Genomic DNA, 17,625 nt, shown 5'->3' with positions numbered 1-17,625 from the left:
TTCAGACCGGCGGCTCCCAGCCCGGAGGGGCGAGTTCGAACCCCGCAAATTCAAAACCCGGCGCGACCGTGCAGCCGACCAGCGTCCAGTCGCCGGTGCTCTCGGCGGCCTGCCACGCATGGGCGGGCACGACCGCCTGCGGCCGCTGGCCGGCCGCGAGATCGATGCCCAGCGTCGTCGTGTGTGGCGCGCCAGCTTCGCTGGCCATGCGCAGCGTCAGTGGCGCACCCGCATAGTAGTGCCAGGTCTCGACGGCATCGACCTTGTGCCAATGCGACCGTTCACCGCGGGCCAGCAGGAAATAGATCAGCGTCGACGCCGCCCGTCCCCCGGCGTCGACGGCCGTGTCGCGGAACGTCTCGCGGAAATGCCCCCCTTCCGGGTGAGGCTGCAGGCCGAGACGCGCGATGATGTCGGCGGCGGAGAGCGTGGTCATTGCCGTGACCCCCGCCTCACGACTTGTTCTTGCGTTCGCGCAGCTCGCCGAACACCTCTTCGGTGCTGGCGCCCTTCATGCGAAGCCTGACGGCGACCGCCGGATCATCGGCGCGCAGAAAAACGTTGGCCTGCTTCTCCGCACCGAGCAGCACAGGGATGGTGGGCTGGTTGGCGGCACGGAGCCGTGTAACCTCGGCGGCGCGCGCCTTCAGCGCCTCGTTGTCGGGATCGACGGTCAGAGCGAACTTGACGTTCGAGGCGGTGTATTCGTGGCCGCAATAGAGCCTGAAATCATCGGGCAGCGTGCGCAGCTTCAGAAGCGAATCCCACATCATCGGATAGGTGCCCTCGAACACGCGGCCGCAGCCGATCGAGAACAGCGTATCGGCGGCGAACACGGCCTTGTCGGCATCGAACACGTAGGACACGTGGTCGAGCGTGTGGCCCGGCGTCTCCAGCACGCGTGCGAGCAGGTCGCCGATCTTGACGACGTCGCCATGGGCCACGCGCAGATCGACATCGGCGATCGCCGTCGTCTTGTCGTGCGGTGCCACTACGCGGCAGCCATAGCGCTGCTTCAGCGCGGCGACGCCGCCGACATGGTCGTGGTGATGATGTGTGATCAGGATGTCGGTCAGGGTCCAGCCCTCGGCCTCCAGCTGGCGGCCGATCGGACCGGCTTCGGGGGCGTCGATCGACGCGGTGGCGCCGGTCACGGGATCGTGGATCAGGTAGCCGAAATTGTCGGACAGGCAGGTGAAAACGCGGATGTCGGCGGCCATGATGTCTCCGTCGGCGGTACCGGGCGGGGCACGACGCGTGCCGCGCGTGATGGCAGATGTCGTGAGAGAGGAGCCCTGGGGCGCAGCGTCGCGGTGTGCTCCGCCATCTCGCGGCGGCAGAGATATGGCGTTAACGCTGCAGGCGCAACGCAATATTGGGCGCGCGGCGGGCTGCTGCGGCATGGTACATTCATGTTCATGGACGTGATCGATCTGCGGAATTTCTATTCGGGTCGCCTCGGGATCGTCGCCCGGCTCCTGATCAACCGCGGCATCCGCGCGCGCTGGCCGAGCGCGGCCGGGCAGCGCGTGCTCGGCATCGGCTACCCGACGCCGTATCTGGGCCTGTTCCGGGAGGATTCGGAACGTTGCATTGCCTTCATGCCGGCCGCGCAGGGCGTGCTGAAGTGGCCGACGGCCCGGCCCACGCTGGCCTCGCTGGTCGACGAGTTCTCGCTGCCGCTGCCGGATGCCGCCGTCGACCGTATCCTGATCGTGCATGCGCTGGAAATGTCGGATGATCCCGCCGGGCTGCTGCGCGAAATGTGGCGGGTGCTGGCGCCAGCGGGACGCATGATCATCGTGATACCCAACCGGCGCGGCGTCTGGACCCGCACCGACAACACCCCGTTCGGTCACGGCCGGCCCTATTCGCGCTCGCAGATCACCCAACTGCTGCGGCAGACCTGGTTCACGCCGAGCGCCTGGGGCGAGGCGCTGTTCATGCCGCCGGTCGGCGGCTGGTTCCTGAAGTCGGCGATGGCCTGGGAGCGGGTCGGCGCGGCGCTGTCGCTGCCGTTTGCCGGGGTTCACATCGTCGAGGCGACCAAGCAGGTCTATCGCGTGATCCCGGCGCGGCGCGAGCGCATCAGGCTGATCCCGCGCCTCGAGCCGGTGCTGACGCCGGCACCGTCAGCGCAAGGCTCCAATCTCAGTTCTCACCCCGCTTCGGATGACCAGCGCTGATCTGCGCCGGCTGAGGACATCTTGATGCGCGCACGAAAAAGCGGGCAGGCCGCTTGGCCTGCCCGCTTCGTCACGTCACGATGGATCGGAACGATCACTCGCCGGAATTGAGATCCTCGCTCGGGGCAGGGGCCGCTGCAGCGGCCTCCGGACGCGGGCCATGCGGACGGCGGCGGCGGCGCGGATAGCGCTCGGCGGCGCCCTCGAAGGCCGCCGGTGCGCTGGCGATCTGCGGCTGCGGGCCGGTGATGAAGGACGGCAAACGGTCTACCCCGCTGTCGGCGATCACAGGCTGCGGTTGCGGCTGATACTGGGCGGGCTGGGGACGTTCGCGGTGCTCGCGCGGCTCCCGCTCGCGATGCTCCTGGGGGTCGCGCTGCTCACGAGGCTCCCGTGGCTCGCGAAGCTCCCGCGGCTCTCTCGGCTCGCGATGCTCTCGGGGTTGGCGATGCTCGCGCGCTTCGCGGTGCTCACGCGGCTGCTGCGGATCACGCTGATAGGGCTGCTGGTTGTCGCCACGCTCGCGCTGGCCGCCCTCGCGCATGAACGGCTGAGGCTGAGGCTGAGGTTGCGGCTGGGCAGGAACGAAGCCGGGCTCCTGGCCGAAATTCGAAAAGCTCTCGCCATCATCGTCGAGGTCGTCGACGGTCAGGTCATCGGTGCTGCGCGGCTGCGGCTGGTTCTGGCGGAACTGCTCCTGGGCCGCCGCGATCAGGCGGAAATAGTGCTCGGCGTGCTGGTAGTAGTTCTCGGCGGCAACAGGATCCCCCGAGGAGCGGGCGTCGCGGGCAAGCTGGACGTATTTCTCGGCGACATGAGAGGCGGTGCCGCGGATCTTGATGTCCGGCCCGTTGGACTCGAACACCCTGGTCAGCGGATTCTGGCCGCGCCGGTTATTGTTGTTGTTATTCCCGCCGCTGTTGCGGTTGCGCATCCGCTTGTTGTTTTGACCGTTTCTCATGTCCTGCCTTTATTCCAACCCTGCGATAGGAGCACTGATTGTCAGAGCACTAATTGTCATCGGAGTACCGATACCGTCGTGAAATGCTGTATTGCGGCCCGGGCGCTTGGCGCGCGGTCCATGGGGTGCCATCCGACGCATGCCGGTTCCGACATGCCGGCCTGGACCTATGCCGGTTCGCATCCATGCCGATGTGATCGACAGCCGATTCGCTCGACAAAAGCGCGTTCAACACGCGTTCCCCACCCACCAGCCCTCTCGGCCGGCGAACCACGTCATCAGGCAGCCAGGGCGACACGCGCCACGACCGACCCAGTTTGCTTCGCGTAAGACCTCAAGTGCAAAGTCAGGCTTTCGTTCGCTTTGCAGTCGTGGGCTGCGCAGCCGCTCGGCTCTCGCGCTCATCAGATCTGCGTTCTGGAACCAATCGCCCGGCGCGGCTCTCTGGCATCTCTCTCCGCGGCGGTGTTCCTTGAATACCGCTCAGCGGGGCCTGCGCCGATGCTATGAAAGGAACGTAGTCGCTCCCGGGGGATATTCCAAGAGCTTTTTCTGGATCGACCAGCCTTTAGCGGACCTTTTTTAGCGCCATGACTGCCCTTGGAATACCTCCAAGATCGGCCTTGATGGTCGCCGAATCGGCCGCCAACCCAGCCTGTTTCATGAGACCGGCGACGTCGGCGCTCTGGCCCTGGCCGACCTCCACGATCAGCGCGCCGTCGATTGCGAGCAGCCCTGCGGCCTGCGGAATCAGGGCCCGGTAGGCGTCGAGTCCATCGGCGCCGCCGTCGAGCGCGCGCAGCGGATCGTGGGCGCGGACGTCGATGGCGAGATCGCCGATGTCATCGCGCGGGATGTAGGGCGGGTTGGAGACGATCAGGTCGAAAGGAGCTGAGAGGGCTGATGCGTAGGAGCAGGCGACGAAGCCGGCACGGTCGCCAAGCCCGTGGCTCCGCGCATTCTGCCGCGCGGTCTGAAGCGCGCCGATGCTGATGTCGGTGCCGATGCCGATGGCGTGCGGCAGCTCGGACAGCAGCGCCAGCAAAATGGCGCCAGAGCCGGTGCCGAGATCGGCGATGCGCAGCCGCCGCGTCAGGTCGCCTCCGGATGCGAGATACTCCAGCGCGAGCTCGACCACGGTCTCGGTGTCCGGCCGCGGCACCAGCGTATCGGCCGACAGCGCCAGCTCCAGGCCCCAGAACTCCTTGATGCCGCGAATCCGGGCGACCGGCTCGCCGGCCAGCCGGCGCTGCACCAGCGTTTCCAGCTGCACAGCATCGGCAGCGGAGAGCGGACGTTGGCCATGCACCACGAGGCCGGTCAGGTCGAGCTGCAGCACGTGGCCGATGAGCAGCCGCGCGTCGAGCTCGGGCGAATCGAGAGCCGCGGCTGCGAACCGCGCTGCCAGCGTCCGCCGCGCCGCATCGACGGTCGCGCCAGCGATGATCTCCGTCATCGCGAACGCTCTCTCCACGGGTCATCCCCGCGAAAGCGGGGATCCATACGCCGTGCAAGAGCGGGACGGGCGGTCGGAGTTGCCTTCCGTGACAACCACTGAAGCCGGTGGTTATGGGTCCCGGCGTTCGCCGGGACGACATCGTGGGTGGCGAGGCAGGGTCGCATTGTTTCCGGCAGCGCGCAGTCGCGCCTCACGCCGCCGCGCCCTGGGCCGCAAGCTGCGCCGCCTGGTGCTCGGTCGTCAGCGCGTCGATCAACTCGCCCAAGGCCTCACCGGCGATCACCTGCGGCAGCTTGTAGAGCGTCAGGTTGATGCGGTGGTCGGTGACGCGGCCTTGCGGGAAATTATAGGTGCGGATGCGCTCCGAGCGGTCGCCGGAACCGACCTTCTCCTTGCGCTCGGCCGAGCGCGCGGCGTCCAGCTTCTGCTGCTCGGCGTCGTAGATGCGCGAGCGCAGGATGTTCATCGCCGAGGCGCGGTTCTTATGCTGCGAACGGCTGTCCTGCATCATCACGACGATGCCGGTCGGGATGTGGGTGATGCGGATTGCCGATTCCGTCTTGTTGACGTGCTGGCCGCCGGCGCCCTGCGCCCGCATGGTCTCGATGCGCAAATCGTCCTGCTTGATGTCGACGTCGACATCCTGGACCTCGGGCAGCACGGCCACCGTCGCCGCGGAGGTATGGATTCGGCCCTGCGTCTCGGTATCGGGCACGCGCTGCACGCGATGCACGCCGGATTCGAATTTCAGCTTGGCGAAGGCGCCACGGCCCTGCACCTCGGCGATGATTTCCTTGTAGCCGCCGACGGTGCCTTCCGAGGCCGAGATCACCTCGACCTTCCAGCCCTGCAGGGCAGCGAAGCGCTCATACATGCGGAACAGGTCGCCGGCGAACAGCGAGGCCTCGTCGCCGCCGGTGCCGGCGCGGATTTCGAGCACGACGTTGCGGTCGTCCATCGCGTCCTTGGGCAGCAGCGCGACGCGGATCTGCTGCTCCAGCTCGCCGCGGCGCGCGACCAGCTCGTCGCGCTCGGTCTCGGCCATCGCGCGCATCTCGGCATCGGTGGCCGGGTCCGCGATCAGGGCCTCGGTGTCGGCGAGTTCTTTGACTCCCGCACGATAAGCCTTCACCGCCTCGATCAGCGGATTGAGCTCGGCGAGCTCGCGGGTGATCTGCACGTAGCGCTCGGAGTTGACCTGGCCGAGCAGCTCCGCCTCCAGCGAGGCATGATGCGCGAGCAGAACGTCCAGTTTGGCTTCGGGGAGCGACGACATGATGCAATCTAATCTAGGAGCGAACGATACGGACGGAAGACGCGACGCGCGACCGGCCCGCTACAGCGCGAGGCCTTCGCTCTCGGCGAACTCGGTCAGCTTCTGCCGCATCGAGAAGCTGCCGGCCGGTGCCGCCAGCCACTCGGCCATCTTCGTCTCGGCCTTGGCGGCGTCGAGCTCGAGGATCATCGCCTTCACCGGGCCATGGGCGGTCGCCGACAACGACAGCGAGCGGTAGCCGAGCGCGATCAGCGCCAGCGCGCCGATCGGCTTGGACGCCATTTCGCCGCACAGCGACACCGACCGCTTGGCTGCCTTGGCCTTGCGCACGATCTCCTGCAGCGCCCGCAGGATCGGCGTCGACAGCGTGTCGAAGCGCTCGGAGACCTTGGCATTGCCGCGGTCGACCGCGAACAGGAATTGGAACAGGTCGTTGGAGCCGACCGAGATGAAGTCGACCTTCGCGAGCAGCTCGTCCATCTGATAAAGCAGCGCCGGCACTTCGAGCATGGTGCCGACGTCGACGCGCTCCGGCAGCGTGTGGCCGTGCTGGCGCAGATAGGTCAGCTCGCGCTCGACGATCGCCTTCGCAGTATCGAACTCGGCGACCTCCGAGATCATCGGGAACATGATGCGCAGCGAGCGGCCGCCGCCGGCGCGCAGCAGCGCCCGGATCTGCCCGCGCAACAGGCCCGGACGATCCAGCCCGAGGCGGATCGCGCGCCAGCCGAGCGCCGGATTCTCCTCGATCACCGTTTCCATGTACGGCAACGCCTTGTCGCCGCCGATGTCGAGTGTCCGGAACGTGACAGGCCTGGAGCCGGCCGCGTCGAGAACCGTGCGGTACAGCGCCAGCTGGTCGCTGGAGCGCGGCAGGCTCGCAGACACCATGAACTGCAGCTCGGTGCGGAACAGGCCGATGCCGGCGCTGCCGGTGTCCTCGATGTGGGGCAGGTCGATCACGAGGCCGGCATTGATCATCAGCTCGATCGGCTGGCCGTCCTTGGTCTTGCAGGGCTTGTTGCGCAGCTCGCTGTATTGCGCCTGGCGGCGGGCGCGGAACCGCACCCGCTCGGCATAGGCGGATTCGATCTCGGCCGACGGTCGCACATAGATCGAGCCTGAGGTGCCGTCGACGATGATGGCGTCGCCGGGATCGGCGATGCCCGGCGCGTTCGGCACCTCGCCGACCGCGGGAATGCCGAGCGCGCGCGCCACGATCGCGACGTGAGAATTGGCCGTGCCTTCCTCCAGCACCAGGCCGCGCAGCCGCTTGCGGTCGTAGTCGAGCAGCGCCGCCGGACCCATCGCGCGCGCGATCAGGATGGCGTTGTCGGGCAGGTGCTCGCGGCTCGGCGCGTGGTCCTGGCCGACCAGCTGGCGCAGCAGCCGGTAGCCGAGGTCCTCGAGATCATGCAGGCGCTCGCGCAGATAGGGATCGGTCGAGCGCAGCATGCGGGCGCGGGTGTCGGACTGCACGCGCTCGACGGCGGCCTCGGCGGTGAGGCCGGTGGCCACCGCCTCGTGCAGCTTGTGCGACCAGCCCTGGTCGTTGGCGAACATCCGATAGGCTTCGAGCACCTCGCGATGCTCGCCGCCATCGGCGACGTCGCCGCGCTCCAGCATGCGGTCGAGATCGGCGCGCAGCTTGACGAGAGCTGCATCGAGCCGCTTGATCTCCTTCGGCAGGTCCTCGGCGATGTAGTTGTTGACGACGACGCGCGGCTCGTGGAGCACGACATGGCCGAGCGCGATGCCGTCCGACAGCACCGCGCCGGTCTTGTGCACGGAGTGCCGGACCGCCGGCTCGGCGCCGGGCTGCGCCAGCGCGGCGAGCTCGCCCGAGGCGATCATCTCGGCGAGCACCATCGCCGTGGTCTGCAGCGCCTCGACCTCTTCCTCGACATAGGTGCGCTTGGCGCGGTTCTGCACCACCAGCACGCCGAGCGTGTTGCCGGCGCGCAGGATCGGCACGCCCAGGAAGGAGTGGTAGATCTCTTCGCCCGTCTCCGGACGGTAGGAGAAGGCGGGGTGGCTGTGTGCGTCGCTCAGATTGAGCGGGGTGGCCTCGCTGGCGACGAGGCCGACCAGGCCCTCATGCGCGCTCATCACCGTGATATGGACGGCGTCGCGGTTCAGACCTTCGGTGGCATAGAGCTCGAGCGTATTGTCGACGCGCAGCACATAGACCGAACAGACCTCCGCGACCATGTTGGCCGCGATCAGGACCACGATCTTGTCGAGCCGCTCCTGCGCCGAGACCTGCTCCGCCATGGTCTCGCGAAGCCGTCTGAGCAGGACGCGGGGGCCTCCCGACGTGCTTCGCATGTGGCACAATCCCCCTTCCTGGGACCAGCCCGGCGATCAGCCGCGCTGGCGCTAAACTCGCGAAATCGAACAGCTTTCTTGATTCACCACCGCCGCACGCTGAGAGTGCCGGTCCGAATCAGGACAATCATCACTGGAGCACAGTTCGCGGCAGCCATCCTGCGAGGCGTATAGCGAATTAGGGCTTGTTTTGCCAAGCAAAACGCCTGCCACCGGCGGCGGCGTCAACGATTTTCGCGCACGTCTGCCCGATGTTCCGCTGTTGCAAATCGGGACATCGGACGCGACGGAGGAGAATTTTCTAGGCCTGGTCCAGTCCGTAGAGGGTATGCAGCGTGCGGACGGCCAGCTCGGTATAGGCGGCGTCGATCAGCACCGAGAATTTGATCTCGGAGGTCGTGATCGCGCGGATGTTGATGTTGCGGGCGGCCAGCGCCGCGAAACCCTGGGCCGCGACGCCGGCATGGCTGCGCATGCCCGAGCCGATCACCGAGACCTTGGCGACGTCGGTCGCGGTATCCAATCGCTGGTAGCCGATCTTGTCCTTGGCGGCGGCGATCGTCTCGCGGGCCCGGTTGTAGTCGGTGGCCGGCACGGTGAAGGTGAGGTCGGTGGTCTTGCCGTCCTCGGAGACGTTCTGGACGATCATGTCGACATTGATGTTGGCATCCGCCAGCGGCCCGAAGATCGAGGCGGCGACGCCCGGCTTGTCCTCGATCTGGCGCACCGAGATCTGGGCCTCGTCCTTGGAGAAGGCGATGCCGGTGACGACGTGATTTTCCATGATTTGTTCCTCGCTGCAGATCAGCGTCCCCGGCGGCTGGTTGGCGTGCGGGTCGATATCCTCGGGCTTGTCGAATGAGGAGCGGACGAAGATCGGCATGTTGTGGACCATGCCCAGTTCCACCGAGCGGACCTGCAGGACCTTGGCGCCCTGGGACGCCAGCTCCAGCATGTCCTCGAAGGCGATCTTGTCGAGCCGCTTGGCCTTCGGCACGACGCGGGGGTCGGTGGTGTAGACGCCGTCGACGTCGGTATAGATGTCGCAGCGGTCGGCCTTGATGGCGGCGGCGATCGCCACGGCCGAGGTGTCCGAGCCACCGCGGCCGAGCGTGGTGATTCGCCCCGTGTCGGCGTTGATGCCCTGGAAGCCGGCGATGACCGCGACCTCCTTGCGCTCCTGGAACCGCTTGACCAGCTCGGAGCCGTCGATGTCGACGATGCGGGCCGAGGCATGGGCGTCGCTGGTCTTGATCGGGATCTGCCAGCCCTGCCATGAGCGGGCCTGGATGCCCATGCCCTGCAGCACGATCGCCAGCAGGCCGGACGTGACCTGCTCGCCCGAGGCCACCACGGCGTCGTATTCGCGCGCGTCGTGCATCGCCGAGGCTTCGGTGCACCAGGCCACCAGTTCGTTGGTCTTGCCGGACATCGCGGAGACCACGACCGCCACCTCGTGGCCGGCATCGACCTCGCGCTTGACGTGGCGCGCGACGTTGCGGATGCGGTCGATGTTGGCGACGGATGTGCCGCCGAATTTCAGCACGAGGCGACCCATGACGACGCGCTCATTCCCATCAGGAGGATAAGTTGACCGGCCCAGCGCGAAACCGGAGGCGCGCCCGCCGAAACGCGCGTATACATAGCGCGGAGGCCGGGGGCAAGACGGTTCCTTGTGGTGACAGGGTGAGGTAGAGGCTTGGAATGGCGCGTTACATCGACGAGATCCTGCAACCCGGAGAGAAGGTGCTGTATTCGACCAATGCGCACTGGGTTTTCTACCTTCCGGCGATCGGGGCCTGGATCGTCGTGTTCGGACTGCTCGTCCTCTCCCGCATGACCCTGAACGACAACCTCGTGATGCTGTGCCTGGCCACTGCGGCCGTGATCGCCCTGGTCTCGCTGTATTGGACGGTCCGGGCCTGGTTCCACCGGCTGACCACCGAGACCGACGTCACCAACCGCCGCGTGGTCCACAAAACCGGTTTCATCAAGCGCCGTACCTTCGAAATGGCGCTCGACAAGGTCGAGAGCGTCGACGTGAACCAGACCATCATGGGACGGATTCTCAACTACGGTGACGTCACCATCTTGGGTGTGGGTGAAGGCAAGGAAACCATTTCGACCATCGCAGAGCCGCTGGCGTTCCGGAACGCCATCACGGCACGCTAGCCCTTCACGGCGCGTTAGATCAGACCATTGAGTATTCAGCGATGACAATGCCTCAGGATTCCCGCAGCACCCCCGCTTCTCCGGGCTCGACCGTCGATCCCTCGGAGATCGCCAAGTTCTCGAAACTGTCCGAGACCTGGTGGGATCCCAAGGGCAAGATGGCGCCCCTGCACAAGATCAACCCGCTGCGCCTGACCTACATTCGCGACGCCGCCTGCCGGAAGTTCGAGCGCAACGCCAAGAGCCTCAACTGCCTCTCGGGTCTGCGGATGCTCGACATCGGCTGTGGCGCGGGGCTGTTGTGCGAGCCGTTCACGCGGCTCGGCGCGCAGGTGGTCGGCGTCGATCCCTCCGCCAGCAACATCGCCGCCGCCAGGCTCCACGCCGAGAAGGGGCACCTCTCGATCGATTACCGCTGCACCACGATCGAGGAGATGGACCCGCGGGAGCGCTTCGACATCGTGCTGGCGATGGAGGTCGTCGAGCACGTCACCGACGTCGGCGCCTTTCTCGGCCGCTGCGCCGCCGTGCTGAAGCCGGGCGGGATGATGGTGGTCTCGACCCTGAACCGCAACTGGAAGAGTTTTGCACTCGCCATCGTCGGCGCCGAATATGTGCTGCGCTGGCTGCCGCGCGGCACGCATGAATGGAGCAAGTTCGTCACCCCGGACGAGCTGACGAAACACCTGCTCGACAACCGCCTCGTCATCACCGAGCAGAGCGGCGTCGTCTACAGCCCCTTCGCCGACCGCTGGAGCCTGTCGTCCGACATGGACGTGAACTACATGATGGTGGCCGAGCAGATGGTGTGATCAGCTCTGATTCTGCCCGTATGTCACTCCACAACCGGTGTCGTCCCTGCGAACGCAGGGACCCATAACCCCAGGGAGCAGTTCAGGGCACGCTGGGGGATCAGGTCGATAGCGGGCCTACCGTCGCGCGAGAGGTTCAACGTCTATCCTGCCTCAAGACAGATCACGCGGTATGGGTCCCGGGTCTGCGCCCGCTGACGCTTCGCGTCACCGGGCTTGCCCGGGACGACAGCCTTGTTCCTTTCGCCGGTCTCACCCGTGGTGTCGTCGGTGCAGCCCGCCCCTCACCCCATAACCGGTGTCGTCCCTGCGAACGCAGGGACCCATAACCACAGGGAGTGGTTTGGGGCACGCTAGCAGATCAGGTCCCTGAGATCGCGCCATTCGAGATTGTCGCGCTCGATCAGCTCGATTTTCCAGTCGCGCTTCCAGCGTTTGAGCTGCTTCTCGCGGGTGATCGCTTCTTCGGCGGTGGCATAGGTTTCGACGTAGACGAGGCGGAAGACTCCGTACTTCTTGACGAATTGTGAGCCGTGGCCGTCGCGGTGCTGTTGAAGGCGCATCTGGATCGAGTTGGTCACGCCAATATAAAGTGTGCCGTGACGGCCGCTCGCCAGAATATAGACGTAGTACATTGCCGCACCATCACTTGGATGGATTGTCGAAAACAACCGAAGCCGGTGGCTATGGGTCCCTGCGTTCGCAGGGACGACACCGTCTTTGTTGCGCGAGGTTACCACAAAACGCAGGAGGCGCAGTGCCGCCCCTGACGCCCATTGCAATCCTGACATGCGGCTGAATTGCCGCCTGCACGGTTGACCCGGCGCGCCGCGCTGGTCACGGTGGCCGGCCCTCACAGCCGCTCCGTGCCCCGCATGTTCTCGATCACCTCGCTCTGGATTCCCTTCACGCTGGTGGCCGCGGCCGGTCAGGTCGCGCGCAATGCGATGCAGCGGTCGTTGACGGCGAAGCTCGGCACCTGGGGCGCGACCAACATCCGCTTCCTGTTCGGGTTTCCGTTCTCGCTGGTGTTCCTGACCGCGGTGCTGCTGGCGACCGGCGATCGCCTGCCGTGGCCGTCGGCCGCGTTCTGGCCGTGGCTGCTGCTCGGCGCGCTCAGCCAGATCATCGGCACCGGACTGATGCTGCTGGCGATGACCGACCGGTCCTTCGTCGTGACCACGGCCTATCTGAAGACGGAGGCGATCCAGACCGCCATTTTCGGCTTCGTCTTTCTCGGCGATCCGCTCTCGGTGCCCAAGATGGTCGCGATCCTGATCGCCACCATCGGCGTCGTCATCACGGCGCTGCGGCCGGGTGGCGAAAAGAGCTTTGCCGAGTTGAAGCCGACGGTCACCGGGCTGGTCGCTGCTGCGGCGTTCGCACTATCGGCCGTCGGCTTCCGCGGCGCCATCATCAACGTCGAAGGCGTCTCCTTCGTCACGGCGGCGTCCACCACCCTGGTCTGGGGCCTGTTCACGCAGACGCTGATTCTCACCGTCTATCTGCTGGCGCGGGCGCCGGACATCCTGCGTGGGATCCTGTCGCTGTGGCGCCCGTCAATGCTGGCCGGCTTCGTCGGCGCGTTTGCCTCGCAATTCTGGTTCCTGGCGTTTGCGTTGACCGCGGCGGCGAACGTCCGCACGCTGGCGCTGATCGAGGTGCTGTTCGCGCAAGCCGTGTCGTACTACTCGTTCAAGCAGCCGGTCTCGCTGCGCGAGCTCTGCGGCATCGGACTGATCGTGGCCGGCGTGGCGCTGTTGATCGCCGTGTAGTCAGCCCTTGATCGCGATCAGGACGGCGCCGGCCGCGATCATTGCGATACCGATCCAGCCCTGCGGCGACGGCCGTTCGCCGAGGAAGACGACGCCGAACAACGCGACGAGCACGACGCTGAGCTTGTCGATCGGTGCTACCAGGGTGGCCGGCCCGAGCTTGAGCGCGCGAAAATAGCACAGCCAGGACGCGCCGGTGCCGAGCGCCGACAGCGTCAGGAACAGCCAGCTTCGTGGCGAGATCGGTCCGGGGCTCGTGAGCTGCCCAGTCGCAAACAGGATCATGGCCAGCGTCACCAGCACGATCGTGGTGCGGATCAGGGTGGCGAGATCGGAGTTGATGCCCTCGACGCCGACCTTGGCGAAGATCGCCGTCAGTGCGGCGAACAGCGCCGACAGCAGAGCCCAGAGTTGCCAGGAGGAGGAGAGGGGGGACATCAATGTCGCTCAGGCGAAGAGGGGCGATTCAGGTCGAGATCTTTCCACCGTCATTGCGAGCACAGCGAAGCAATCCAGGGCTGCGTGCGAGACTCTGGATTGCTTCGCTGTGCTCGCAATGACGAACAACTGCCGAGATCGCGCGCGCATCATCGGCGGCCTGTCGCCTAATGACGAGCCGCGCCTCAATTCCGATCGTCCGGCAGCACCGGGATCGGGGCGACCTCGATGCCTTCCTCGATCAGCTCGCGCGCCTCGTCGAGCGAGGCTTCGCCGTAGATCGGCCGGTGCTCGGCCTCGCCGTAATGCATCTTGCGGGCTTCGGTCGGGAAACGCTCGCCGACATCGTCGGCGTTCTTGACGATGTGGTCGCGCAGCTCCTTGAGCTTGGCGCGCAGCTCGCGCTCCTGCGCCATCATCAGCGCCGTCGATCCCGGCGGGATCACCTCCTGCGCCGGCACCGGAACAGGGGCCGCCGGCGGCGGCTCCGGGGTCACCTCGCGGCCCTTCTTGCTGACGATGCGCGGCGCCATGATCGCCTTTTCGACCTTGGTCGAGCCGCAGGCCGGGCATTCCACCAGCTTGCGCTTCACCTGCGAGTCGTAGGCCGACGAGCTCTGAAACCAGCTTTCGAAGCTGTGGTCACGCTCGCAGCGCAGCGCGTAGCGGATCATGCCGAGCCCCGCACCAGGTGCAGGTGGTCCGGACCGGCCTTGGGGTCGGCGAGGCCGAACCGGCGGCCGTGCTGTAGCGACGGGATGGTCTGGCGTACGCTCTCGACGCGGGCGGGATCGATGCGCGCCAGGATCACGCCAGGCTCGACGCCGCCTTCGGCGAGAATCTCGCCCCAGGGGTCGATGATCAGCGAGTGGCCGAAGGTCTCGCGCTTGTTCTCATGCAGCCCGCATTGGGCGGCGGCGAACACGAAGCAGCCGGTCTCGATGGCGCGGGCGCGCAGCAGCGTGTGCCAGTGCGCCTCGCCGGTCTTGCGGGTGAAGGCGGAGGGGACGGTGATGAAGGACGCTCCGCTCTCGGCCAGCGCGCGATACAGCGCCGGGAAGCGCACATCGTAGCAGATCGTCAGTCCGATCCGGCCCCACGGCAGGTCGGAGATCACCGCCGTCTCGCCCGGCTGGTAATTGGCCGACTCGCGATAGCTCTCGCCGCCCGGCAGGTCGATGTCGAACATGTGGATCTTGTCGTAGCTCGCCAGCACATTGCCGTCGGGCCCGATCAGGAAGGAGCGGTTCACGGCCTTTTCTGCGGAGAAGCGCAGCGCCAGTGATCCGATGTGCAGATGAATGTTCAGCTCCTTGGCCAGCGCACGGTAGGCCTTCAGCGAGGGATCATCCTCCTCGCTCTTGAGCTGCGCGAACAGCGCCGTCCGGTTGAGCTGCATCATGTTGCTCACTTCCGGCGTCTGGACGTATTGGGCGCCTTGCGCGACCGCTTCCCGGATCAGCCTAGTGCCCTGCTCGAGGCTCGGCTCGGGCAGCAGCGAGGTGCGCATCTGCACCATGGCGGCGGTAAAGCTGCGGTCGTTGCTCATGATGTCGCCTTGTCTCCCGTCAGCATGGCGTCGAGCCTGCCCTCGCGATCGAGCGCATAGAGATCGTCGCAGCCGCCGATATGGGTCTTGCCAATGAAGATCTGCGGAAAGGTCGAGCCGGGGCCGACACGGTCATACATCTGCTGCCGGATCGTCGGATCCTTGCCGGCATCGTGCTCGGTGAAGGGAACGTTCTTGCGGGTCAGAAGCGATTTGGCGGCCGTGCAGTAGCCGCACCCCGGACGGGTATAGATTTCGATCGCAGAGGTCATGTCGCGCTCAGCTGTTACGGAACAATGGATTATATGGGAGCGCGGGGGGCATCGACAACCCGGGCGAAGACCAGCACGCTGACCTCGGCTGCCTTGGCGCGCAGCAAAGCGCGGGCGCAGGCATTCACCGTCGCGCCGGTGGTCAGAACATCGTCGATGATCACGACGCGACGCCCCTGCACATCATGCAGGCGGTCTGCTGATACCTGGAATGCGCCCTGCACATTGCTGGCGCGCTGGGGCCGCGACAGGCCGACCTGCTGCTCGGTCGCACGCACGCGACGCAGCGCGTCGCCCTGCATTCTCACGCCACTGGATCGGGCGATCACCCGCGCCAGCGCACCGGACTGGTTGTAGCGGCGGGAAAAGCCGCGCCGCCAATGCAACGGCACCGGGACCAGCACGTCGGCATCGGCCAGCAGCTCGCGGCCCGCGCGCGCCATCCAGCGGCCCATGATCGGCGCCAGATCGGTGCGGTCCTGATATTTCAGCGCGTGCACCAGGGTGCCAGCAATCTCGTCGTAGCGGACTGCGGCGCGGGCGCGCGCATAGGCCGGAGGCGCCGCGATGGCCTCCATCGACAGCAGCTCGGGGCCGGGGTCGTATACGAAGGGGATGCCGAGCTTCGGACAATACGGCCGCTCGATGAACGACAGCTTGCCCCAGCACGCGGCGCAGACGCCCTCGCCGTCGACCGGCTCCCGGCAGGCGATGCACAGGGTCGGCAGCGCAATATCGAGCGCGAGCCTGGCGGCGTGGGCCATCGCGCCGCGGACCGAACCAAGAACGGAGCGAACCGGATCAGGCAAGGAGATCATGATGCTCGCCCAGGATGGCGCGCGCCGTCCTGCCCCTGCGTCCATGCTCGCCGATGATCGCATCATAGGCCGCTCGCATCTGGCGTGCGGCCTGCCGTGGCCGCACGGCCCCGATGCCGGTGCCCATGCCCGGTGCCAGCAGGGACGTGATCGGCGTGGCCCCGCTCTCGTTGTGCATCTGGACCGCAATGAGAGCGGCACGGAAGGCCAGATAGACGTTCGGTGTTCCGTCGATGCGCGATGGCACGCGCATGGTCGGTGCGCTGACGAGATAGCGAAGCTCCGGGTGTCCGGTCGGGAGGATCACGGCCTGTCCGACCGGAAGCTCGCCGTAATGGTGCGCGGCCAACAGCTCGCGCAGCTCGGTCTCGATCTGCCAACCGAAGAAGCGCGCATAGTGCAGGTCGATGCCGCCATCCATGAAGCCGAAGCTGTTCGCCGGGCTGACGATGGCATCGGCCTGCTGGTCCAGAATGCTTCCGTGAGAGACCAGGACCTCGCCAACGTCCGAGAATGCCGAACGCCAGGCTTCGACCACCTCGATGCTGATGTCGCGAAGGTGGACCGTGAGCATGATCGCAAGGATCCGTCGGCGAATGCCACTATTTTGGCTTGGGACGTCAGAGGTTAGCGTGGCCCCAGACCGGGCTCAAGCGGCGCATTGCCCGGTCGCGAGGATCGTCGTAACCAGCGGCGATGACCCAGCCTGCCACCGCTCCCGTTCTGTTCGATCGTCGCTTGCTTGCGCTCAGGCAGCGGCGGGCTGCGAACGCGCCCGAGACGTTCCTGCTGGACCGCGTTGCCGAGGATCTTGAGGATCGCCTTGCGGCGGTGAACCGCTCGTTCACGGCGGCTGCCGACGTCTGGACGCCGGGCGCGGGATTGAGGCCGTATCTTTCCGGACGACTCCCGGAGCTCGCGCATCTTGCGCCGCCCGACACGGCCGACGAGCGGTTGCCGCTCGTCCCGCAATCGCTCGATCTCGCGCTATCGGCCCTGGCGTTCCAGTTCGTCAACGATCTGCCAGGCCTGCTGGTGCAGATCCGCCGCGCGCTACGTCCCGATGGCCTGTTGCTGGCCGCGATGATCGGCGGTGATACGCTCACCGAGCTCCGTCAGTCGTTCGCCGCCGCCGAGGCGGAATGCGAGGGCGGCGTATCGCCGCGCGTCGCGCCGTTCGCCGACCTGCGCGATGTCGGCGGCCTGTTGCAGCGAGCAGGATTTGCGCTGCCGGTCACCGACGTCGATCGGGTGGTGGTGCGCTATGCCAGCGCGTTCGGCCTGATGCAGGACCTCCGCCGCATGGGCGCCGCCAACAGCCTCGTCGAGCGGCGGCGGATGCCAATGCGCCGCGCGACGTTGCTGCGCATGGCAAAGATCTATTCCGAGCGCTTCGCCGATCCCGACGGCCGCATCCGCGCCACCTTCGATGTCATCTGGCTGTCCGGCTGGGCGCCGCACGAGAGCCAGCAGAAGCCGCTGAAGCCGGGTTCGGCGACGGCGAGCCTGGAGGCGGCGGTGAAGCGGAGCCCAAGCGTGGGGAACGACGAGTAGCGAAACGCGTCATCGCCGGGCGCAG

Annotated in this window: 19 protein-coding genes; 5 read left to right on the top strand and 14 right to left on the bottom strand. The window is 66.6% G+C overall.

Annotated elements, in window-relative coordinates:
• Position 1 precedes the first annotated feature (1 nt).
• Entirely contained in the window at positions 2-436 is a 435-nt protein-coding gene (locus QQL87_RS14650) for a cupin domain-containing protein (RefSeq protein WP_284422829.1), read from the bottom strand.
• Between the two features lie 16 nt (positions 437-452).
• Positions 453-1,220 (bottom strand): hydroxyacylglutathione hydrolase, encoded by a 768-nt coding sequence (gene gloB, locus QQL87_RS14645; RefSeq protein ID WP_284422828.1) that lies wholly within the window; start codon positions 1,218-1,220, stop codon positions 453-455.
• A 198-nt stretch (positions 1,221-1,418) separates the two neighbouring features.
• On the opposite strand from gloB, the gene QQL87_RS14640 reads away from it, so the two are divergent.
• The gene (locus QQL87_RS14640) at positions 1,419-2,186 is read left to right on the top strand and encodes a class I SAM-dependent methyltransferase (RefSeq protein WP_284422869.1); all 768 of its coding nucleotides are present in this window, start codon (positions 1,419-1,421) and stop codon (positions 2,184-2,186) included.
• A 94-nt stretch (positions 2,187-2,280) separates the two neighbouring features.
• Here the strand turns inward: QQL87_RS14640 and QQL87_RS14635 are convergent, their stop codons facing one another.
• The 5 genes from QQL87_RS14635 to QQL87_RS14615 all read right to left on the bottom strand — a co-directional run bounded on the left by QQL87_RS14635 (position 2,281) and on the right by QQL87_RS14615 (position 9,768).
• Positions 2,281-3,147, bottom strand: coding sequence for a DUF4167 domain-containing protein (locus tag QQL87_RS14635; protein WP_284422827.1), 867 nt, complete (start codon positions 3,145-3,147; stop codon positions 2,281-2,283).
• Between the two features lie 568 nt (positions 3,148-3,715).
• Positions 3,716-4,603 (bottom strand): peptide chain release factor N(5)-glutamine methyltransferase, encoded by an 888-nt coding sequence (gene prmC, locus QQL87_RS14630; RefSeq protein WP_284422826.1) that lies wholly within the window; start codon positions 4,601-4,603, stop codon positions 3,716-3,718.
• A gap of 193 nt (positions 4,604-4,796) precedes the next feature.
• Positions 4,797-5,882, bottom strand: a complete 1,086-nt coding sequence (gene prfA, locus QQL87_RS14625) for a peptide chain release factor 1 (protein WP_284422825.1) — start codon at positions 5,880-5,882, stop codon at positions 4,797-4,799.
• A gap of 60 nt (positions 5,883-5,942) precedes the next feature.
• A complete protein-coding gene (ptsP, locus tag QQL87_RS14620; RefSeq protein ID WP_284422824.1) occupies positions 5,943-8,210 on the bottom strand; it encodes a phosphoenolpyruvate--protein phosphotransferase in 2,268 nt (755 codons plus the stop codon).
• Between the two features lie 301 nt (positions 8,211-8,511).
• Positions 8,512-9,768, bottom strand: coding sequence for an aspartate kinase (locus tag QQL87_RS14615; protein ID WP_284422823.1), 1,257 nt, complete (start codon positions 9,766-9,768; stop codon positions 8,512-8,514).
• Between the two features lie 146 nt (positions 9,769-9,914).
• Here QQL87_RS14615 and QQL87_RS14610 point away from each other — a divergent pair, with 146 nt between their 5' ends.
• A complete protein-coding gene (locus QQL87_RS14610; RefSeq protein ID WP_284422822.1) occupies positions 9,915-10,382 on the top strand; it encodes a PH domain-containing protein in 468 nt (155 codons plus the stop codon).
• Positions 10,383-10,429: 47 nt separating this feature from the next.
• Positions 10,430-11,194 carry a bifunctional 2-polyprenyl-6-hydroxyphenol methylase/3-demethylubiquinol 3-O-methyltransferase UbiG gene (ubiG, locus tag QQL87_RS14605; RefSeq protein WP_502871174.1) on the top strand — a complete coding sequence of 255 codons (765 nt, stop codon included), beginning with the start codon at positions 10,430-10,432 and terminating at the stop codon, positions 11,192-11,194.
• 353 nt (positions 11,195-11,547) lie between these two features.
• Here ubiG and QQL87_RS14600 read toward each other — a convergent pair whose 3' ends face one another.
• Positions 11,548-11,829: a GIY-YIG nuclease family protein gene (locus tag QQL87_RS14600; RefSeq protein WP_284422868.1), complete on the bottom strand. Its 282-nt coding sequence runs from the start codon at positions 11,827-11,829 to the stop codon at positions 11,548-11,550.
• Between the two features lie 240 nt (positions 11,830-12,069).
• Between QQL87_RS14600 and QQL87_RS14595 the strand changes: the two genes are divergently transcribed.
• Positions 12,070-12,969, top strand: a complete 900-nt coding sequence (locus tag QQL87_RS14595) for an EamA family transporter (RefSeq protein ID WP_284422820.1) — start codon at positions 12,070-12,072, stop codon at positions 12,967-12,969.
• On the opposite strand, the gene QQL87_RS14590 is transcribed toward QQL87_RS14595, so the two are convergent.
• From QQL87_RS14590 to QQL87_RS14565, 6 genes are all read right to left on the bottom strand, one after another.
• Complete coding sequence (locus QQL87_RS14590) at positions 12,970-13,407, bottom strand: EamA family transporter (protein WP_284422819.1); 438 nt, start codon at positions 13,405-13,407, stop codon at positions 12,970-12,972.
• A 185-nt stretch (positions 13,408-13,592) separates the two neighbouring features.
• On the bottom strand, positions 13,593-14,081 hold the full coding sequence (locus tag QQL87_RS14585; RefSeq protein ID WP_284422818.1) for a DUF1178 family protein: 489 nt from the start codon (positions 14,079-14,081) through the stop codon (positions 13,593-13,595).
• Entirely contained in the window at positions 14,078-14,956 is an 879-nt protein-coding gene (locus QQL87_RS14580) for a carbon-nitrogen hydrolase family protein (protein ID WP_284422817.1), read from the bottom strand. The genes QQL87_RS14585 and QQL87_RS14580 overlap by 4 nt, the downstream gene beginning before the upstream one ends.
• Positions 14,953-15,228, bottom strand: coding sequence for a glutaredoxin 3 (gene grxC, locus QQL87_RS14575; RefSeq protein ID WP_284422816.1), 276 nt, complete (start codon positions 15,226-15,228; stop codon positions 14,953-14,955). Before grxC ends, QQL87_RS14580 begins: the two co-directional genes overlap by 4 nt.
• 29 nt (positions 15,229-15,257) lie before the next feature.
• Entirely contained in the window at positions 15,258-16,046 is a 789-nt protein-coding gene (locus tag QQL87_RS14570) for a ComF family protein (protein WP_284422815.1), read from the bottom strand.
• Complete coding sequence (locus tag QQL87_RS14565) at positions 16,030-16,620, bottom strand: macro domain-containing protein (protein ID WP_284422814.1); 591 nt, start codon at positions 16,618-16,620, stop codon at positions 16,030-16,032. Before QQL87_RS14565 ends, QQL87_RS14570 begins: the two co-directional genes overlap by 17 nt.
• A 122-nt stretch (positions 16,621-16,742) precedes the next feature.
• Between QQL87_RS14565 and QQL87_RS14560 the strand changes: the two genes are divergently transcribed.
• Positions 16,743-17,600, top strand: coding sequence for a methyltransferase domain-containing protein (locus tag QQL87_RS14560; RefSeq protein WP_284422813.1), 858 nt, complete (start codon positions 16,743-16,745; stop codon positions 17,598-17,600).
• Positions 17,601-17,625: the final 25 nt, after the last annotated feature.

The organism is Bradyrhizobium sp. SSBR45G, assembly GCF_030159255.1.
Lineage (GTDB): Bacteria > Pseudomonadota > Alphaproteobacteria > Rhizobiales > Xanthobacteraceae > Bradyrhizobium.
This window is presented reverse-complemented; position numbering and strand designations above follow the sequence as displayed.

Excerpts from the sequence above, each read along its gene's own strand:
- QQL87_RS14650 (WP_284422829.1), bottom strand. The coding sequence starts at position 436 with ATGACCACGCTCTCCGCCGCCGACATCATCGCGCGTCTCGGCCTGCAG.
- gloB (WP_284422828.1), bottom strand. The coding sequence starts at position 1,220 with ATGGCCGCCGACATCCGCGTTTTCACCTGCCTGTCCGACAATTTCGGC.
- QQL87_RS14640 (WP_284422869.1), top strand. The coding sequence starts at position 1,419 with ATGGACGTGATCGATCTGCGGAATTTCTATTCGGGTCGCCTCGGGATC.
- QQL87_RS14635 (WP_284422827.1), bottom strand. The coding sequence starts at position 3,147 with ATGAGAAACGGTCAAAACAACAAGCGGATGCGCAACCGCAACAGCGGC.
- prmC (WP_284422826.1), bottom strand. The coding sequence starts at position 4,603 with ATGACGGAGATCATCGCTGGCGCGACCGTCGATGCGGCGCGGCGGACG.
- prfA (WP_284422825.1), bottom strand. The coding sequence starts at position 5,882 with ATGTCGTCGCTCCCCGAAGCCAAACTGGACGTTCTGCTCGCGCATCAT.
- ptsP (WP_284422824.1), bottom strand. The coding sequence starts at position 8,210 with ATGCGAAGCACGTCGGGAGGCCCCCGCGTCCTGCTCAGACGGCTTCGC.
- QQL87_RS14615 (WP_284422823.1), bottom strand. The coding sequence starts at position 9,768 with ATGGGTCGCCTCGTGCTGAAATTCGGCGGCACATCCGTCGCCAACATC.
- QQL87_RS14610 (WP_284422822.1), top strand. The coding sequence starts at position 9,915 with ATGGCGCGTTACATCGACGAGATCCTGCAACCCGGAGAGAAGGTGCTG.
- ubiG (WP_502871174.1), top strand. The coding sequence starts at position 10,430 with ATGCCTCAGGATTCCCGCAGCACCCCCGCTTCTCCGGGCTCGACCGTC.
- QQL87_RS14600 (WP_284422868.1), bottom strand. The coding sequence starts at position 11,829 with ATGTACTACGTCTATATTCTGGCGAGCGGCCGTCACGGCACACTTTAT.
- QQL87_RS14595 (WP_284422820.1), top strand. The coding sequence starts at position 12,070 with ATGTTCTCGATCACCTCGCTCTGGATTCCCTTCACGCTGGTGGCCGCG.
- QQL87_RS14590 (WP_284422819.1), bottom strand. The coding sequence starts at position 13,407 with ATGTCCCCCCTCTCCTCCTCCTGGCAACTCTGGGCTCTGCTGTCGGCG.
- QQL87_RS14585 (WP_284422818.1), bottom strand. The coding sequence starts at position 14,081 with ATGATCCGCTACGCGCTGCGCTGCGAGCGTGACCACAGCTTCGAAAGC.
- QQL87_RS14580 (WP_284422817.1), bottom strand. The coding sequence starts at position 14,956 with ATGAGCAACGACCGCAGCTTTACCGCCGCCATGGTGCAGATGCGCACC.
- grxC (WP_284422816.1), bottom strand. The coding sequence starts at position 15,228 with ATGACCTCTGCGATCGAAATCTATACCCGTCCGGGGTGCGGCTACTGC.
- QQL87_RS14570 (WP_284422815.1), bottom strand. The coding sequence starts at position 16,046 with ATGATCTCCTTGCCTGATCCGGTTCGCTCCGTTCTTGGTTCGGTCCGC.
- QQL87_RS14565 (WP_284422814.1), bottom strand. The coding sequence starts at position 16,620 with ATGCTCACGGTCCACCTTCGCGACATCAGCATCGAGGTGGTCGAAGCC.
- QQL87_RS14560 (WP_284422813.1), top strand. The coding sequence starts at position 16,743 with ATGACCCAGCCTGCCACCGCTCCCGTTCTGTTCGATCGTCGCTTGCTT.